This is a genomic window from Pseudonocardia sp. Ae331_Ps2, assembly GCF_001932405.1.
GTDB lineage: Bacteria > Actinomycetota > Actinomycetes > Mycobacteriales > Pseudonocardiaceae > Pseudonocardia.
Window position 1 is genome coordinate 22625 of sequence record NZ_MCIM01000003.1, and the last position, 16844, is coordinate 39468.

The 16844-nt window shown below is 69.3% G+C and carries 20 protein-coding genes and 1 pseudogene; 6 read left to right on the top strand and 15 right to left on the bottom strand.

Translation table 11 applies throughout. The annotated features are described in order from the left end of the window. Positions 1-313 precede the first annotated feature (313 nt). From Ae331Ps2_RS29480 to Ae331Ps2_RS29535, 14 genes and pseudogenes are all read right to left on the bottom strand, one after another. A pseudogene (locus Ae331Ps2_RS29480) lies at positions 314-1157 on the bottom strand (IS5 family transposase). Between the two features lie 629 nt (positions 1158-1786). Further along, positions 1787-2179, bottom strand: coding sequence for a hypothetical protein (locus Ae331Ps2_RS29485; protein ID WP_075329868.1), 393 nt, complete (start codon positions 2177-2179; stop codon positions 1787-1789). A 2-nt stretch (positions 2180-2181) separates the two neighbouring features. Continuing rightward, on the bottom strand, positions 2182-2898 hold the full coding sequence (locus Ae331Ps2_RS29490; RefSeq protein WP_075329869.1) for a ParA family protein: 717 nt from the start codon (positions 2896-2898) through the stop codon (positions 2182-2184). Positions 2899-2966: 68 nt separating this feature from the next. After that, complete coding sequence (locus tag Ae331Ps2_RS31670) at positions 2967-3491, bottom strand: hypothetical protein (protein ID WP_139319271.1); 525 nt, start codon at positions 3489-3491, stop codon at positions 2967-2969. Between the two features lie 88 nt (positions 3492-3579). Then, on the bottom strand, positions 3580-6876 hold the full coding sequence (locus tag Ae331Ps2_RS29500; protein WP_139319272.1) for a DUF927 domain-containing protein: 3297 nt from the start codon (positions 6874-6876) through the stop codon (positions 3580-3582). 343 nt (positions 6877-7219) lie between these two features. After that, positions 7220-7381: a hypothetical protein gene (locus tag Ae331Ps2_RS32375; protein WP_175582033.1), complete on the bottom strand. Its 162-nt coding sequence runs from the start codon at positions 7379-7381 to the stop codon at positions 7220-7222. A gap of 147 nt (positions 7382-7528) precedes the next feature. Beyond that, on the bottom strand, positions 7529-7948 hold the full coding sequence (locus Ae331Ps2_RS29505) for a hypothetical protein (RefSeq protein WP_075329872.1): 420 nt from the start codon (positions 7946-7948) through the stop codon (positions 7529-7531). After that, a complete protein-coding gene (locus Ae331Ps2_RS33915; protein ID WP_256371361.1) occupies positions 7945-8073 on the bottom strand; it encodes a hypothetical protein in 129 nt (42 codons plus the stop codon). Before Ae331Ps2_RS33915 ends, Ae331Ps2_RS29505 begins: the two co-directional genes overlap by 4 nt. 75 nt (positions 8074-8148) lie before the next feature. Then, the gene (locus Ae331Ps2_RS29510) at positions 8149-9402 is read right to left on the bottom strand and encodes a hypothetical protein (RefSeq protein WP_075329873.1); all 1254 of its coding nucleotides are present in this window, start codon (positions 9400-9402) and stop codon (positions 8149-8151) included. After that, a complete protein-coding gene (locus Ae331Ps2_RS29515) occupies positions 9399-9992 on the bottom strand; it encodes a hypothetical protein (RefSeq protein WP_139319273.1) in 594 nt (197 codons plus the stop codon). Before Ae331Ps2_RS29515 ends, Ae331Ps2_RS29510 begins: the two co-directional genes overlap by 4 nt. Continuing rightward, entirely contained in the window at positions 9989-10462 is a 474-nt protein-coding gene (locus tag Ae331Ps2_RS29520) for a hypothetical protein (RefSeq protein ID WP_075329875.1), read from the bottom strand. Before Ae331Ps2_RS29520 ends, Ae331Ps2_RS29515 begins: the two co-directional genes overlap by 4 nt. A gap of 14 nt (positions 10463-10476) precedes the next feature. After that, positions 10477-10845 carry a WhiB family transcriptional regulator gene (locus tag Ae331Ps2_RS29525; RefSeq protein WP_249265428.1) on the bottom strand — a complete coding sequence of 123 codons (369 nt, stop codon included), beginning with the start codon at positions 10843-10845 and terminating at the stop codon, positions 10477-10479. Positions 10846-10940: 95 nt separating this feature from the next. After that, positions 10941-11264, bottom strand: a complete 324-nt coding sequence (locus Ae331Ps2_RS29530; protein WP_075329876.1) for a hypothetical protein — start codon at positions 11262-11264, stop codon at positions 10941-10943. 27 nt (positions 11265-11291) lie between these two features. Then, positions 11292-12095 carry a DUF2637 domain-containing protein gene (locus Ae331Ps2_RS29535; protein ID WP_075329877.1) on the bottom strand — a complete coding sequence of 268 codons (804 nt, stop codon included), beginning with the start codon at positions 12093-12095 and terminating at the stop codon, positions 11292-11294. Positions 12096-12303: 208 nt separating this feature from the next. Here Ae331Ps2_RS29535 and Ae331Ps2_RS29540 point away from each other — a divergent pair, with 208 nt between their 5' ends. From Ae331Ps2_RS29540 to Ae331Ps2_RS29550, 3 genes are all read left to right on the top strand, one after another. After that, the gene (locus tag Ae331Ps2_RS29540; RefSeq protein WP_075329878.1) at positions 12304-13050 is read left to right on the top strand and encodes a GntR family transcriptional regulator; all 747 of its coding nucleotides are present in this window, start codon (positions 12304-12306) and stop codon (positions 13048-13050) included. A 163-nt stretch (positions 13051-13213) separates the two neighbouring features. Further along, positions 13214-14527, top strand: a complete 1314-nt coding sequence (locus Ae331Ps2_RS29545; RefSeq protein ID WP_170917180.1) for an XRE family transcriptional regulator — start codon at positions 13214-13216, stop codon at positions 14525-14527. Next, positions 14524-15117, top strand: coding sequence for a GNAT family N-acetyltransferase (locus tag Ae331Ps2_RS29550; RefSeq protein ID WP_075329879.1), 594 nt, complete (start codon positions 14524-14526; stop codon positions 15115-15117). The genes Ae331Ps2_RS29545 and Ae331Ps2_RS29550 overlap by 4 nt, the downstream gene beginning before the upstream one ends. A 135-nt stretch (positions 15118-15252) precedes the next feature. On the opposite strand, the gene Ae331Ps2_RS29555 is transcribed toward Ae331Ps2_RS29550, so the two are convergent. Continuing rightward, positions 15253-15546 (bottom strand): hypothetical protein, encoded by a 294-nt coding sequence (locus Ae331Ps2_RS29555; RefSeq protein WP_075329880.1) that lies wholly within the window; start codon positions 15544-15546, stop codon positions 15253-15255. Positions 15547-15697: 151 nt separating this feature from the next. Between Ae331Ps2_RS29555 and Ae331Ps2_RS29560 the strand changes: the two genes are divergently transcribed. From Ae331Ps2_RS29560 to Ae331Ps2_RS33920, 3 genes are all read left to right on the top strand, one after another. Next, positions 15698-15925: a hypothetical protein gene (locus tag Ae331Ps2_RS29560; protein ID WP_212567743.1), complete on the top strand. Its 228-nt coding sequence runs from the start codon at positions 15698-15700 to the stop codon at positions 15923-15925. Beyond that, positions 15925-16308, top strand: coding sequence for a type II toxin-antitoxin system VapC family toxin (locus Ae331Ps2_RS29565; RefSeq protein ID WP_139319274.1), 384 nt, complete (start codon positions 15925-15927; stop codon positions 16306-16308). The genes Ae331Ps2_RS29560 and Ae331Ps2_RS29565 overlap by 1 nt, the downstream gene beginning before the upstream one ends. Positions 16309-16401: 93 nt before the next feature. Further along, positions 16402-16533, top strand: coding sequence for a hypothetical protein (locus Ae331Ps2_RS33920; RefSeq protein ID WP_256371362.1), 132 nt, complete (start codon positions 16402-16404; stop codon positions 16531-16533). The last annotated feature ends 311 nt before the right edge of the window (positions 16534-16844 follow it).

The following is a 16844-nucleotide window of genomic DNA, read 5'->3' on the forward strand; positions in this document are numbered from 1 at the left end:
GTTGCTGCTTCCGGCGCTCCGCGCGGAAGGGCGTAGCCCTGGAGTGCTGTGCGTGACTGTTTTGCCTGGTCAACGCTACGCGTTGACGTAAACGCGTGTAAGCGCGTTTGCTGCTTTGCGCTGAGCGTGTTTACGCATTTGCGCAACGCATTCACGTAAATGATAGCACAAATGGCCTGGTGAATGCGATTGGTACGCCGAATAGAGGAATGGCAGATGTGCGTTTTCACGCGTAGCCGTGAACACGTATATACGTGAACTAACTGAATTAACCAGCTACTTTGACTTAGAGGTCGCGCGGATTGATGGATGATCATGGGCGGCGGTGTGGTCGGCTGTCCCAGCGGTGCGTGGTCCAGGCCTGCCGGATCAGGCTACGGAGTGTGATGATGGTGTCGGCGAGGTCGAAGAACGCGTCGACGACGGTTTCGCGGCGTTCGTAGCAGCGCTGCAGCCGGTTGAAGCTGTTGTGCCAGGCGTTGGTGCGCTCGATGTGCCAGCGTTGGGTGGCCTGGATCGGTGCTTTCTCGCCCTTGCGCGCGATCTCGCTGTGCAGGCCCCGTTCGGTGAGTGTGTCGCGGGTCTTACCGGAGTCATAGCCGGCGTCGAGGTGCACGGTGATGTCGTCGGGCAGCGGGCCGAGAGCGTCGAGGTGGTCGAGAGTGGGGCCCAGTAGCGGGGAGTCGTGGCGGTGTGCCCCGGCCAGGACCCGGCCCAGTGGGATGCCATGGCCCTCGACGAGCACCGATCGCTTCATGCCCTGTTTACGCCGGTCAACCGGTGACGGTCCGGCGACCTCACCGCCGCCGGGGGCCTTGGTGATGGCGCCGTCGACGGCAACGTCGTCAAGCAACAGGCCGACGATGCGGTCGTAGGCGTCCAGGGCGATCCGGCGTAGCTGGGCGAAGACCCCGAGCCGGATCCACTCGTCACGGCGATCGCGGATGGTGGTCGCCGAGCAGGTGCTGTCGGCGATGCCCTGATACGGGCAGCCGAACCGCAGTACCTCACAGGAGCTTGTCGAACACGACCCGATCCGCGATCCGGCGGCGGTGACAGCCCCACGGATGAGTGGGATCGAACTCGACCCGGGGCGGCAGCAGCGCGGCGAACTGGTCCCACAACGGCTCGGTCAGCCATGATGGCAGGGCGGGCACGCGGCCTCCAGACGATCACGAAGAGTCAACAACTTCATGATCGACAGGCCCGTGCCCGCCCCTCACCATCGACACCCGGCCGCGACCCAGCTGTGATCAATCCGCGCGACCTCTTAGGTGCGAGGCTGAGAAAGGTCGAGCCGTTTCCGTACCATCCGGTGCCATCGATCCTCGGTTCTAGCCCGAACTGTTCAGCGGCTCCGAGGATGTCCCGTAGCTGGTCCTGGTCGAGTCCGTAGGGTTGCGCGACCAGGAGGGCTGGTTTCCCGCTACGCGTCCAGCCAGACACGTGGTCCAGCCAGCTACGGGAGCGGGCGTGCTCTTGGCAGGTCTGCACTGCACAGCGGCCTTTGGCGATCCAGTGGAGGCACGTCCCGGCCTCGGAGTAGCGCAGCTGGAGTGGTTCGGCCCAGTCGAGGAGTCGGTCACGGGTCTCGGGATTGTTGGCGCCGTAGGGCCAGTGATCAGCGATGCCGACTGCCTTGATCCGCCGCTGTAGCTCGGCCTGTGTCATGGCGTCCATCTTGGCCTCGTCTGCTGGCCGGGGTGCATTCGAGGGCAAGCCGACCCGCACCGCAGGCGCCCCCTCGGGGCGCCGAGGAGCGGAAGCGGTGCGGCAGCAAGGTAGTTCAGCCGAGCCCCTTGGGACTGGTGCGGGCCAGCCGGTCGACCTGGGTACGGAACCGAGGGTTGGCCCTCCACACGGCGATCATGGCGCGGATGCGCTGGTTGTGGTCGACCCGGTCATCGAGCTTGGCCTCACCCATCGCGCGCATGTCCTCGGCGTGCAGCTTGAGGCTGACCCGGCCCTCGGCCTGGCCTTGAGGCGGGAACAGGATCCGGGGCGGATCGGCCCGCGGCTTGTCGTCCTGCTCGGGCTCGGCCGCCGGCGCCGGCGGGGCGGTCTTGCGTGGCGCCCGCTTCTTACGAGCGGTCGGAGCCGGTGACTCGGGCTCGGTGGCCGGCTCCGGCGGTGCAACCGGCTCGGCGAGGCTGGCGGCGATGGAGCGGTGGCGGGCCATGATCAGAGTTCTCCTGCTTCTTGGGTGGTGGACCACTTCATGTGCAGCAGCCCGGCGAACACCTCGCGGGCCAGGTTGCGGTACTCCCGCTCAGCGGCACGGGCAGTGGAGTGCCGACGGCCGGGCATCTCGGTGATGGGCCGATTCCAGGTCACAGCCTCGGCGTGCACCGACAGATCCCGGATCACGGTGCGGGCAACGGAGATCCCGGTGGACCCGGCTATCTCGTTCAACTCCTGCAACGCGTTGGGCAGGCTCGGTGTCTTGACCAGCGTCCCGACCAGCAGGTACGGGACCTTGGTGGGGACCACGGCCTCCCGGATCACCCGGAGCACGGTCCGCAGGTCCATCGTGCGCACCGCCGAGGGCACGACCAGGCCGTCAACGACGGGTGCGCCCGAGCTGCCGTGCAGCAGGGCCGACCAGGCGTCGGAGGACTTCGCCCCGGGGAGGTCGACCACCACCAGGTCGTAGTCGGGCAGCTCGCGCAACCGGGTCAGCACCGCCGGTCCGGCGTCCTGGAGGTCGTCCACGTCGAAGGTCATGCCCTCGGATCGAGTGGCCCAGTCCGCCGCGCTGAGGTTCGGGTCCGCGTCGGCCAACAGCACCCGGTAGCCCTCCAAGGTGGCCAGATGCGCGAGAGTCACCGCCGTCTGAGTCTTGCCGACCCCGCCTTTGGAAGATCCGACCCCAAGGATCCGGGGTGATTTCGCAGCCATAACCGCAGCGTACCGCACATCGGTTTACGTAAAAACCCCTTCACGTTGACACGTGAAGGGGTTTTCGCTCAGTAAAACTCGGGGTCGGAGCTGTAGCTCTCGATCTCGATGGGGAAGTCGCCGGCGTCGGGCATCTCGCCGTGGTAGTCGAAGTAGGCGCCGGTGAAGATGTCGCGGGCCAGCTCGTCGGCCTCGGCCTCGCTGCCGCCGGCGGCCAGCAGGTCGGCGACCGGGCTCATGTCCACCTCGACGTCGCCGTAGTTGCGGACGCTGCGCCGGCGCGGTGACTTCTCGTAGATCGTGACTTGTCCGAGCCGGGCGGTGCTGACTTGGCGGAGCTTGCTGATCCTGAGCTGTCGGGTGTCGGCGCCGGCGAGCACGGCGCTGGCGTTGCGAGGTCGTTGGGTGCCGGCGAGCCAGCGTTGCGCGGTGCGCTGGGAAACCCCGTACTCCTGGGCGAGCCAGCGCGAGGTGCCCCGCCCGTGGGTGGCGATGTGCGAGCGGGCGGCCTCGGTGGCCGAACCCGGCTGCAGGAGGCTGCGGGTCGCTCCCCGAGGCGCCGGCCCCCGGCCGCTACGACCACCGCGCGCCATCAGGCCACCCGCCCAGATAGGGCCGTCCCGGGCCGCTCAGGAGCCGCTGTGTGCCCCGGTAGGGCCCGGGCGGGCATCAGGTGCCGGGTCATGACTGGGCCTCCTCAGAACCGATCTGAGCGTCTCCGCTGGCGTCGTCGGAATCGTCGGCGCTGAGCCCGAGCTCGGCCAGGGACTCCAGCAGGTCTGGTCCGGTGCCGACGCCGGACGCGTCAGCCAGCGCGGCGGCGAACCGGGGTACCGACCCGTCGGCCAGCGCGGCCCGCATGTCCTCGTCCAGCTCGGCGGCCCGGTCCAGCTTCCACTTGCCGGGCCAGCTCGGATCGATGGTCAGCGCGGTCGGTGCGTACGGCTCGCCGGCGGGATGGGCTGCGGGCACCACGAACCACGCGGCGTCCCGGTAGACCCCGAGCACCTTGGCGCCGGCGCTCTCGGCCTTGTCCAGGGCCCGCCACTGGTTGGCCCACGCGAGGGTGCGCAACTGGTCGGCCCAGTCCGGCCGCCACAGCCCGGTGCGGTTGTAGCGCTTGCTGCGCAGCATCCCGCCGAGGAAGGCGGTGTAGACGCTCTTGACCGCGACCAGCGCGAACCGCGCCGGGTCGTCCTCGCGCGGCTTGAGCATCCGGTAGGCCCGGGCCAGCGGCTTGGCCCACTTGTCCAGCCGGCGCCCGCAGTCACGCCACCACACGATTTCATCGATGGGCAGCTCGATGCCCCGGTCCTTGATGAGGTACTTCGCTACCGGGGTGGTGATCCACTCGCCCCGGGCGAGCTTGCCGGACCCGTCGCGGCCGAGCCCGAGCCGGCGCGTGCTGACCGCCCGGCCCATCCGCACATAGCCGGGCTTGCCGCTGGTGATCACGGCCAGCGGGTTCGGCGATCCGGTGACGGGCTCGCCGTCCCCGAGGATCAGCCCCGAGTGCGCGGCGGCGAGGTACTGGGCGTTGACGTCGCACCCGACGATTCGCGCGCTGGCGGGCAGCTTGAGCCGGCGGTTGAGGTAGTCAACCGAGAGCCGGATGCGGATCCCGTGGTCGCTGAGGGTGGTCTCGCCCAGGGGCTCGGGTACGGGCATGGCCGCGTGCCGGGCGACCAGCCGGGCGTACGCGGCGATGCCGACCTCACCGGGGAAGGACACGAACCGCAACCCGCCGGTGGCCTCGGTGAACAGGGCCAGACTGGCGGCCAGCTCCTCGGCGCCGGCGTCGGGATAGCGGGAGCGCACCACCCGAGAGAACCGGTCCAGCTCCTCGGCCGGGTCGACCGTGCGGGCCTCGTCGGCGCCGGCGTCGGTCGGACGTAGCCGGCGCTGCCCGCCGGGCCGGTGCGCGGTGTCGCGGACCGCAGGCTCGGTGCTGGTCGCTGTGCTGGCCTCCTCGGCCACGGCGGCGGGCGGCCCGAGGTCGACGCGGCAGCCGGCGTGCCGGACCGCACCGCAGGCGGACCGGGTGGCGGTCGGCTCACCGCACACCAGACACGGCGCCGGCGTCTCGCTGACCTGCCCAAACCCGCACCACATCACCCCGGGGTCGGCGCAGACCGAGCAAGCGCTCGGTGAGGCCGAGTGGTGGCTCTCCTCGCGCATACGATGGTTCGCCGAAAAACCGGGAACACCGGGAACGAGGGTACCCTTACTTACCTCATCGTTGCTGGTCACAGGCTCGACACGCCCGTTCCCGGTTTCGGTGGGCGAACCGGGAACGGACCGGGAACGAACCGGGGAACCGGGAACGGAACCCGGGAACGCCGGCCCGTGCTCGACCGGGGCCGCTGGCGGCTCGGTGGGGAGCAGCTCGCCGAGCCGGAACACGTACACCGAGGGCCGGTGACTCGCGTCGCCGACGTTGATCCGCTGCACCCGCCGTCCCTCGGGGTCGGTGCTGCGCAACAGCCCCGACCGCCCGGCCGCCCCGGAGCGGGTCAGCTCGCGCAGCCCGGTACCCGGGTTGGTGATCCCGGCCTCGGAGCAGATCCCGGCCAGCCGGGAGGACAACACCGCGACATCGCCATCGAGGGCGGCGTCGGCGGACAGGTCCCAGCCCTCGACCTCGCGCAGCGCCGGCCCGGGGCCGCCGGCGACCGCGCTGCGGTAGGTGCCCCGGTCGGGGAAGTTGCCCGGCCGAGACACCAGGGCGTCGACCACAGCGGAGAGCACCCGCTCCCCGGGGGTGATGCCCCGTTCCCGGGCCTCGCTGACGAGCTGGTCGAGCAGTTGCCGGGCTACCTCGAGGACGGCTGTGCGCAGCGCGCCGGCGGCCTCGCCGTGGACCAGGCGGTCGAGCAGCTCGGCGCCGGCGACGCCGAGGGCCAGGTGCTTGCCGAGACTGCGCGGGACTGATTCCGCGGGCGCCCCGATGTCCTCCTGTGCGAGGGCCAGGCGCTCGCCGAACTCGGCCGGGGTCACCCCGGCCGTACGGAGCCAGTGCAGTGGCCACCCGTGGTGCTCGCGGGCCAGCTCCTCCACCAGCTCGGCGCTCTCGGCGTCGCGGGTGATCGGTGTCTCGATCTCGATCAGCCGGCGGGCCACGGCCTCGTTGGTGACCTCACCGAGGATGGAGTCGTTGCCGTTGGCGATCAGCACCGAGAACCACGTCGGGGACGTGCGCGGGGTGCCGGTCCGGCCGCCGGTGGTCCGGGACGCTCCCTCAGCCACGGCCAGGATCATCTGCTCGGTCTTGCGGGCATCCAGCCCGGCCGAGCCGTACTCGTCCCGGTACGCGGGCAACGAGCTGAGCAATCCCAGCTCTTGGGTAAGCGCGATCGGGGTCGCGTTCCAGGTGCGGACCACGTTGCCGGTGCTCGGGTCGCCGATCGCGGCGGCGCCGGTGACCAGCGCGGTCGACTTGCCCTTCCCGGCTGACCCGACCAGCAGCGCCACACAGGACGAACGCCCGAGGGGACGCACGAACAGCCCGCCCAGGCTCAGCCCGGCGACCAGTCCGAGCTTCGGCGCTGCGGCGGCCTCGGTGATGATCCGCGACCACGCCGCGCGGGCGGTGTCCTCGGTGACGGGGGCGAGCTGGCCGTACCCGGCGGGTCCGACGTCGGCGGCCGGGAGCAGTAGCTCGCCCTCACTGGTCCAGCTCGGTACGGACCGGCTGACCGGTACCCGGTGGGTGCGGGCGTACTGGCGCACGGCCGAGCCGATGGTCTGAGCGATCTTCGGGTCGCAGGACACGGCCATCCCGAGCGGCCCGGCCCACAGTCCCTTGCCCAGGTCCTCATCGTTGACCAGCGTCACCCGGGCCGGGTCGGCCAGCGGGGTCGGGGAGAGCCGGAACGAGGGGGAGGTCTGGCGGCCGGCGCCGTCGACGTGCTCGATGACTTCCAGGACGAACGGCAGTGGCCCGATCTTCGTCCAGCGCTGCCCGCGCTGGATGTACACGCCGCGCTCTCGGCCGTCACTGTCCGACCCGGTGCTGTAGGCGCACACGTTGGTGCCCCACGTGTCGATCGGCCACGCCGGCGCCGGCTCGGGCTGACGGCGATCGTCCAGGGACGCGACGGTCCCGCCAGCGGCGGGGGGAGGCGGGGTCACCGTGCACCGCCGCTGTGACCCGGAGCAGCCGCGACGCGCACGGAGCAACGGAATGTAGAAGACTCCGAGTCTCGGTTGTACAGTGACGCCTGCACGTGCGACCTCCAACGAGGTTGTTCCAAGAGAGCCCCCCGGCTTGCCGCCAAGCTCAGACGGGGGGTTCTCTGCTGTTCAGGGGTAGATCGGTAGATCAGGCGGTCAGGGGTAGCTGCCCGTCGCTCTCCTTCCCCGACGCCGGGAGCTTCAGCCCGTGAGCCTCCGCGAGGACCCGGACGATGTACTCGCTGAAGCTCAGGCCCTGTTCCTTGGCTCGCTGCTCGTAGAACTCCCGGTGGGAGCAAGGCCAGCGCACAGCGAGAGCGCTCGTCGGCTCGCCCCACTTCGGTTTCGCACCAGCGTTGCTCAGCGGTGGTCGTCTGGGCATGGGTGCGTTCTACTCCGTCGTATTCGCAAATACGGGAAGACGCGCCGGGAGCAGTCACAGATTGCCTCGATCTGATCACGCGGCGCGCTCGCTTCCGGCCGCGATGTGCAGGGGCAGGGCCGCGCGCTCGGTCGCGATCTCCTGGCGCCGCTGTCGCTGTTGAGGGATCGCGGGTCGCGCGGCCGGCGCAGCCGCCGGGGCGAGGGTCTGCGCCCACTCGCTGCACGCGCCGGGCTGCCAGGTGAACACCCAGCCGCTCACCCCGTCCTCGGCCTCGCGCAGGTCGGGGTGCTTGACGCGGTGCTCGGTCGGGCCGCCGGCGGGGTGGTAGCCGGCGAGCCGGCCGGCCGGGTGCTCGATGGGATACCGGCCGGCGGCCCGCTGAGCTTCGGCGAGTTGGTCGGCCCACCACCAGCGCCCGGCCCAGGGACCGCCAACGAGCGCGACCAGTTCCCTGCCGCCGGCCATCTCCTCCGCGAGTCCGAGCCGTTTCACTGGTCGCCGTCCTCCTCGGCGTCGAGCAGCTCGCCCAGCTCGATCAGGGCGAGCCGCTCGACCTCCGCGACCGTGGCCCCGTTGAGGACGGCCTCGCGGAGCCGGTCGAACGCGTCTGTCCACATTCCCTGCATGGTTCCCACCTTCCTGTTCCCGATCATTCCCACGTGCCAAATCAGGCCGAGACAAACGGCTTTTACCTATGCCGCGTTCTCGGTCTCCTTGGCCCAGGACTTGGCCCATTCGTCCAGGTCGGAGGGCTTCCACATGGGACTGTTCCCACGGCGGTCGGTATTGGGAATCTCCCTGGTCCGGCGGCGCTTTCGGAATGCCTCCGTCTCGATTCTGAGATAGCGCGCGGCAGCCTCGTTTCCCACCACCCACTCGGTACCGCCGGCGGTGCTGGCGTCCGGGTCGGCGGGTGCTTCCCACTTCCCACCCTGCTCGGTTGGCCCAGTGGGAGCGGCCTCCGACGCCTCGGCGTGGGAACCGCCCATCGCGTACGCCTTGATCTCCTCGTCGGTCGCCCACACGTTCTGGACCCACGTCTCGGAATTGCCGTCCGAGTAGATCCACCGGCCCCGCTCGGGCCGGCTACGCGGAATCGGATAGGTGCCGATCAGCCGCGCCCAGTTCGCGTTTCGAAAACCGGCCAGGCCCCGAAAACCAAGGCTGGTGATGAGCCCGATTCCACCGGTTACTTGGTGATCGATTCGCTGCCCCGCCATGAGAACATGGCACCGGAATGCGGCCCCCTGCCACATGATCGAGGCGATGTCGTCCCACACCGGTGCGTGCGCCGGATCTCCTTTCTCCTTAACGTGCGTCCACAACTGCTTGGTCTGCGCGGAAAACTGACTCAACTCATCGATCATCAGCAAGGCAAACGGGAAATCGAGAGTCGGATCGGCGGCCCGCGCATCACACCGCCGATCCATCTCATCCTTGAAATCCCGAACCGCCTTCCACATAGCGGCAATGTCGCGCGGATCGTTGTAGAGCTTGAGCCTCGGCACACCGAACAACGCCTTGAACGACTCCCGCTTGACGTCGATTCCGGTCACCGTGGCGCGCGGGTCCTGGTGGAGAATCTGCGCGGCGGTGAACGAAAGGAACGTGGACTTACCCCGGCGGGACCCGACCTCGAATCCCCAGTGCGGGTCATCGGTCAGGAACGAGCCGATGTAGGGCTTGCGCTTGCGGTCGAGCCCGATGAACACCTCACCGGGCTTGCATGCCTCAACCTTGTCTCTGACCTGGTCGAACGGCACCGTCGTCGGGCACTGCTCCACCTGCATCAGGACCGCCTGCTGCGGGGACTGCGTCGTCCTCCAGTCGATCTCGACTTCCATGGGGAACCGGGCGTTGACGAGCGCCGTGATGGCCTTCTTCTGCTCGGCGTCGGCTCGGAAATGGTCGGGCAAATCGATATGCCCGATTCGGCGCGCGGTCACTTCTTGCCTCCTGTCATAGCGTCGCGCGGAATGATTACCTTCACGTCCCTGTCGGCGATACCGAGAATGGGCGCCACAGCCTGCTTGAACGGCTTGAGAAGGGTGCGGTTGTGCTTGGCGTCCCGCACATTGGTGTCGATTCGGACGATGGCCCACCACATCGTGGCGAATACCAGCGCCCCGGCCAGCAAGGTCATGACCGTCTGAGTGATGGACCCGAAGAACTCGAAATGGTCCATCCACCAGGCGTCGGGCGCCACTTCCGCCGCCGGCGGCCCGGCGAACCAGGCCCACACCATGACCACGACCAGGTGCAACACCGCGCACCGGATGGCGGCCCGCTTCCACTCGGGCAGGTACGCCCACCGGCCCGGAGTGCGGTCGTTCATGTGGAGCTTCCGGGTGCCGGCGCGGAAGAACTCCGCGTCCGTCTTGCGGTGCCGGTCGCCCCGGATCGGCCGCCCGGAGAAGAACCGGAAGATGAACTTGAACATGGCCGCGATGAACAGGACGCCGACGATGATCCCGCCGTCCTTGCGGCCCACCCGCAGAGCCTCGCCCCGGGTGACGGTGGTCCAGAATCCGCTCATCGCCGGCACCCCCCGCAGTGCATCCCGGTGCACTTGGCACCCCCGCTGAACAGGCAAATAACCGCGATGATGCCGAGCAGGATGATCGCGCCCCGGTACTGGTGGACCCAGGCCACGACCGCCGCCACGACCGCCGCGATCTCGGCCACGATCGCGGTCACCAGGGCGACCACGGCCCAGACAGCCAGCCCGGTCAGCCCGACGGCCAGGAGGACCGCGAGCGCCCGGGCCACGATGTCCCAGGGCACTCGTAGCCGTCGCCGGCGCCGACCGACCTCCTGAGGCGTGCGCTTGACGAGCGCGGTCACCGGCCGCCGCGCCGGCGAGCTGGCCACGACCGGGCGCAGCTCCCGGACCGGGCGCAGCGCCGGCGGGTCGCTCTGGACCGGGCGCAGCGTGGCGACCGGGCGCAGCGGTGCGAGCGCGGCTCCCGTGCGCCGCCGTCGCGGGGTGTTGTGTGTGGTTCGCATGGCGATCTCTCCTGTCAGCTCGCCGGCCGCAACGCGGCCGGGGTCTCGGTGGGGGTGGTGGTGGTCTGGCGGGCGCGCCGGCGCTGCTCGGGCGTCATGGCGCCCCAGATGCCGACCTCGTTGTGCGCGAGGGCCCAGGCCCGGCACTCGGCCAGCACCGGGCAGGCCCGGCACACGTCGATGGCCTCCCGGGCCTGCCGGCGGTAGGGCAGCGAGCCCTCGTCCCCGACCGGCTGGTGCAGCTCGGGGTCCAGGTCGGCGCAGAGGCCCTCAGCGGCCCAGAAACCGGGCGCCGGCTGAGCCATCAGCTCGGCGATCTCGGCCAGGGCCTCGGCGGCCGGGTCGGGAACGACCGAGGGCCACTCGGTCCGCTTGTAGTGCATTGCTGCTGCTCCGTTCTGCGTGTAAACGCGATCGCGTGTATGCGTGCTGACGTGTTCGTGTTGCCGGAAGCGGTGCGGGCGCGGTCCCTGCGAGGTCATGACGCCCCCTCGGGTCGACCGGAGTGCGCGGCCTCGTCCAGGGCGGTGTGCAGCTCCCCGAGGGAGTTGGCGACCGTCCGCAACGTGGCCCGGATCCCGAACGCGGCCCGCTGCGCCCCGATCAGGTCCCCGGCCCCGAGCTGCTCGATCTGGGCCAGCACGGCCCGCTCGGCCGCCTCGATCTCGCCGGCCAGGGCGTCGGCGTGCCGGGCGCACAGCTCGGTCGTCTCCCAGGGGCCCGCCGGCGCCGTCCCGGCCTGGTCCTGGCCCACCAGGCGCAGACCTCGCCGCCCGGTGATGTGGCCCGTCGTGCTGGTCATTGGTCAGGTCTCCTCTCGTGTCGTGGATCAGCCGGCCAGGCGCAGGGCGCCCGGGTCGTCGGGGTCGGTGTCGCCGGCGTCGAGTTGCTTGGTGCCGGTCTTGCTGGCGTCACGGCGCTTGACGTCGGCGACGTAGGTGGGCGCCACCTCGATGCCCCGGGCGGCCAGCCAGGCGGCCACCACGTGCGGCGTCTGGTCGTCGACCTCCTGAAGCGCGGCCCGCACGGCGTCGGCTTTGGACAGCTCGGCCAGCGCCCGCACCGGGGTCTGGTCCGCTCGGGGCTGGTGACGCACCGCGCGCACGGCCTCGGCCGGGTCGGTGATCCCTTCGACCACGGCCAGGCACCACGCCCGCCGGGTCTCGCCCGGGGCGACCAGCCACCGCGCCGGCCGGAACCTCGGCGCCGGCGTCGCCACCGCGCCCATCCGGCGCAGCACGTCCCGTCGGATGGCCCGCAGCGTGCGATCCCACAGAACGACCGCTGAGACGCTCGCCGCTGCGAAGAACAGTGCCGCCGGCAGACCACCCGCCTTGTCGGCCCACCAGGCGTTCAGGGCCGCGCTCCCGGCCGCGTAGGCCCACACCAGCATCCGGTCCAGGGCGGCGGAATCGCCCGCCTCCGTGGCCCTCAGGGCCAGCAACGCGGCGTAGGCGGCGGCGGCATCCAGGACCAGCGGGACCAGCCAGGACCACGAGCCGTGCAGGCCGAGCGCGTGCTCCCCGGCATCGGTCAGGCCGTGCCAGCTCGCTGCCGCCGGCGCGCCAACCACGATCACCAGCGGCAGCCAGGTCCAGGCGCTCCGCCGTGTCCGAGCGGTCGATTCGTTCATGAATTCCTCCATGGGTTAGAGACTCGGTCTGACCGGCAGGACCTCTCCACGACCTGCACCCGACCTCCGCAGGACATCGCAGGACATCGCGCGACATCGCACGGACATCTCCAGGTCAGACAAATTGGTGTACACCAATCTGCCTGCACGGTGACACACCTCGACCGCCCGCGTCAAGCCATTGGTCTGCACCGATTACCCTTGCCCGATGCCTGACCGTCCCGGAGCTCGAGAAATCGCCAGCGAGCTGCGTGCCGCCATCAGTGACGGGACCTACGCAGCCGGGGAGCGGCTCCCGGCCCGGCGGGTCCTAGAGGGCCAGTACGGGGTCTCCTCGCAGACCATCACCGCTGCGATCAACACCCTCCGGGCCGAGGGCCTGGTGGAGACGCTCGTCGGCTCCGGGGCCTACGTACGACCGCACCCGCCGGTGATGCGAGTTGGCCGCCGGCGCCTGAGTCAGGTCGAGCGCGACGCGGGCCGAGGTGCTGCGCTCACCGATGTCTACTTCGGCGGCTGGACGCTGCGCGCCGCAACTGTGGTCGAGATCCGGCGAGCTGATGATCGGGTCGCTTCCGCGCTGGAGGTCGACCCAGGGTCGGAAGTTCTTGTCCGAGACCGCGTTCACTACCGGGACGAGCAGCCCTACCAGCTCGCCACGTCGTACCTGCCCCGTGACGTCACCGAGGGGACGCCGATCGAGGATGAGAACCCGGGACCAGGTGGCATCCACCAGAGGTTGATCGACGCTGGTCACCATCTCGACCGGTTTGTTGAGAGCGTCCGGATCGGACAGGCCTCCGAGCACGAGGCTCACCAGCTCCGCATCCCGCTCGGGGCTCCGATCTATCGGATCGAGAGGACCGCGCACACCGAGGTTCGGCCGGTGGAGGTCAACTACATAACGATCATTGCGGACCACGTCCAGCTCATCTACGAGCTACCCGCCACCTGAGCGTTGGCCTGGTGACGTGCTGGTTTTCCCGAAGTGGCCCCACGGGAGAGATCCAGGCAGGACAATGGGTGGACATGGGCGGGACCAACGCTGACCTTGCCTATGCAGCGCAGGCGGAACCGATGAGAGTTGAGGTTGTCACCACGCAGAGGAGGAGATCGGCATGACGGAGTCGGGCGAGCCGCGCACGTTGCTCGAAGCCTTGATCCGCCAACGCCAACTCACTTGGGATGAAGCCGCGCGGTTCGTGGCCGCCTCCGCGAAGGAGCACGAGGCGCGGTCGATCTCGCTAACGCCCCGGCACCTGGCCCGGCTGGCTCGCCGCGAGCGCGTGACCGACCCCCAGCCGGCGACGGCCCGAGCGCTTCAGTACGCGTTCGGGCATCCAGTTGCCGATCTTCTCGCGCCCTACAGCGCTGCGGGTGACCTTGTCATCGTCTCTTCGGCGCCCGCCCTGGTGGCTGCGGCGTCCGATCCCGATCGGGAGGTTCTCGCCGTGGCTGCTGACCGCGCACAACGCTTTGCCCTCAACCTGCCGGGTCTGTCGGACCTGAGCATGGAGCAAGTCGTAGAGGGAGTCCGTGACCTGGCGATGGCCTACCCGGCCCGGCCGCTACCCGAGGTTCTCGGTCACTTGGTGGGCGCTCAGTCCACGATCTTCGACCTGTTGGAGCGCCCGCAGCGGCCGAGCCACGGCCGGCAGCTCTACATGCTCGCGGGCTTGGTGGGCGGGATGCTGGCCAAGGCCAGCCACGACCTCGGGGACCCGTCGGCAGCGCTCACCCAGTCCCGGACTGCGTTCCTGTGCGCCGAGCAGGCCGATCACCACGGGCTCCGGGCGTGGATCTCCGGCCTCCAATCGCTCGTGTCGTACTGGGCCAACCGCCCACACGAGAGCATCCGGTACGCGCAGCGCGGTGCCGAGTGGGCAGCTCAGGCCGGCTCAACCTCGCAGGTCTGGCTGGCAGTCAGCGAGGCCCGGGCGTGGGGCCAGCTCGGCAACGTCGAGCAGGTGCGGGAATCACTGACCCGGGCGGACGAGGCGTGGTCAAGCGTCCGCCCCGACGACCTGGACGAGTTGGGCGGCCTGGCCACCTTCACCCGGTCCCGTCAGCTCTACTACGCCGCCGATGCATGGGCGTGGCTGCCCGGAGGGTCGGAGGCCGAGAGCTGGTCAAGCCAGGCCGTGGAGGCGTACCGGAACACCAGCGCTCCGGACTGGGCGTTCGGAGACGCCGCCGGCGCGAGCACGGATCTGGCCATTGCCCGGATCGGCCGCGGGGAGCTGGATGGCGCCCGGGAAGCCGTGGCGCCCGTGCTGACTCTGCCGGTTGAGCAACGCATCGGCGGCATCATCAAGTCCGCCCAGCGCGTGCACAATGCCCTGGTGACCAGCACTCTCGCGGCCGACTCCGTTGATCTACAGGAGGCACTGGAGTCGTTCACCCGGACCCCGCTCCAGTCCCTCCCCCGATGAGCACTGCTGCCCCGACGCTCTGGCCCGTCCAGCTCACCGAGCCGGACGGGCCAGTCGTGCTCCGAGAGTTCACCGACCAGGACGTCGACCAGGCGCTCGCCCTGGTGGGCGATGACCGGGTAACCACCTGGCTGAGCTTCGACTCCCGCTCCCGGGAGGACACCAAGGCGATGCTGAGCGGCATCCTGGAGCGCGCAAGGAACACCCCCCGTACTGAGTACTACCTCGCCACCACCCGCAGCTCTGACGGCCTCCTGGTGGGCTTCGTGCGCCTCGCCTTCGCCGGTGTGCAGGCAGGCAAGCTCGGCTATGCCACGGCCGCCGATCACTGGGGACACGGCTACTCGACCGCCGCCGCCCGACTCATGGTCACCTTCGGGTTCGAGCAGCTCGGCCTACACCGCATCAGCGCAGCCATCGGACCCGACAACGCGGCCAGCATCGCGCTGATCAAGCGGCTCGGCTTCCAGCACGAGGGCACCCTCCGCGACCACGTCTACACAAACGGATCATGGCGAGACTCGCGGCTCTATTCGATCCTCGCCACTGAGCACGCTCCGTCCGGCCCCCACCAACCCCCCAAGCCGTGATTTGTCTGGGCTGTCCTTCACCTGCTCAAACCTGCTCTGAGCTGGCATAACGGGCCGAGCTGCAGCTGTGATCATCGCCCCACCGAACGCCCCATCGAACGCCCCACGGAACGCCCCACCGAACGGCGCGCACCATCAGGGCCGGGGCTCCTGGGCGTCTCGCCGGATTTCGGGGGCTCGGTTGAGTATCTCCCCGGTGATGTCGCCCGAGTCGGGGATGATGATCTCCCGGCCTGGTTGGACCACGCACGTTGACCCGGGCGGGTCGGTGGCCAGGATGCGCCGGCACTCCTCCCGCTGAGCTGCCCAGTCCGCAGGGTCGTAGGCGTACAGGATGGAGTGGCCCGGAGCCCCGTGCGGGTTCGGCGGGGGGATCGGTGCGTCACCACCGCGCGTCAGCGCAACGGTCAGGATCAGCTCAGCGATCATCGGGACACCCCTTCCACGGCTGTCGGCCGTTCGAACGAAACCACTGTGGCAGGTCGCCGGCGCTGGCGAGGCCGCTTTCGGCAATACCGAGTGTTGCACTATGCGGAGATGGTGCAACACTGTAGGTATGGCGACTTCTCGACGACGGCACATGATCACCGAGACTGACGAGGTCAGTGACGCGCTCGCGGAAGCGGCTGAGCGCTGGCCTGGCCTTCCTCCTGCTGAGCTACTGCGCAAGCTGGTGGCCGAGGGTCACGCCGCGCTGCGCGCGTCTCTCGTGGCCGATCAGCGGGTCGTGGCGCAGACCAGTGGCGCCCTGACTGGGATCTTCCAGCCTGGGGATCTGGAGGCGTTGCGCGAGGAGTGGCCGGCGTGATGGTCGTGGATGCCTGCGCGCTCATCGCGCACCTGGATAGCAACGATGCACATCACGCCCGGGCCACTCGCCTGCTCACCGAGCTAGCTGGACAGCCCAAGATTGCCAGCGTGCTTACCCGTGCCGAAGTCCTGGTCGTCCCCGCCCGGCACGGCCGGCGCCGGGCCGCCGAAGAGATCCTTGACCGCCTCCGCATCCAGACGGCCGAGCTGCCCGCCGATGCTGCGGGGCAACTAGCCGAGCTGCGAGCGCACACTGGCCTCCGAATGCCGGACTGCTGCGTCCTGCTCACAGCGGAGCTGAACGGTCCGGCAGGTCTCGCAACGTTCGATGAGCGACTCGCAAAGGCAGCCGAGAACAGAGGAATTAAGGTCAGCCAGTGATCACACTGGCTGACACCATCCCCCGACCCGCCGCCCATCCGTCCCCCGTTCCTAGACTCGGCAGCTCCGTACGTCCACGCCGGCGGATGGGTCGTGCTCGCGGTCGCGCTGGTCGTGCTCCTGGCCTCGCTGCGCTACCGGCACTCGCTCGGCCACAACTTCGCCACGGCCACCGGCCTGAGCTTGGTCGCGCTCTGCTTCGGTGTCGCTTGTCAGTTCTTCTGATCACCTATCTAAGCCAAAGTAATTGCTGGTTAGCACGGTTAGTTCACGTATATACGTGTTCACGGCTACGCGTGAAAACGCACATCTGCCATTCCTCTATTCGGCGTACCAATCGCATTCACCAGGCCATTTGTGCTATCATTTACGTGAATGCGTTGCGCAAATGCGTAAACACGCTCAGCGCAAAGCAGCAAACGCGCTTACACGCGTTTACGTCAACGCGTAGCGTTGACCAGGCAAAACAGTCACGCACAGCACTCCAGGGCTACGCCCTTCCGCGCGGAGCGCCGGAAGCAGCAACGCGGAGCGTG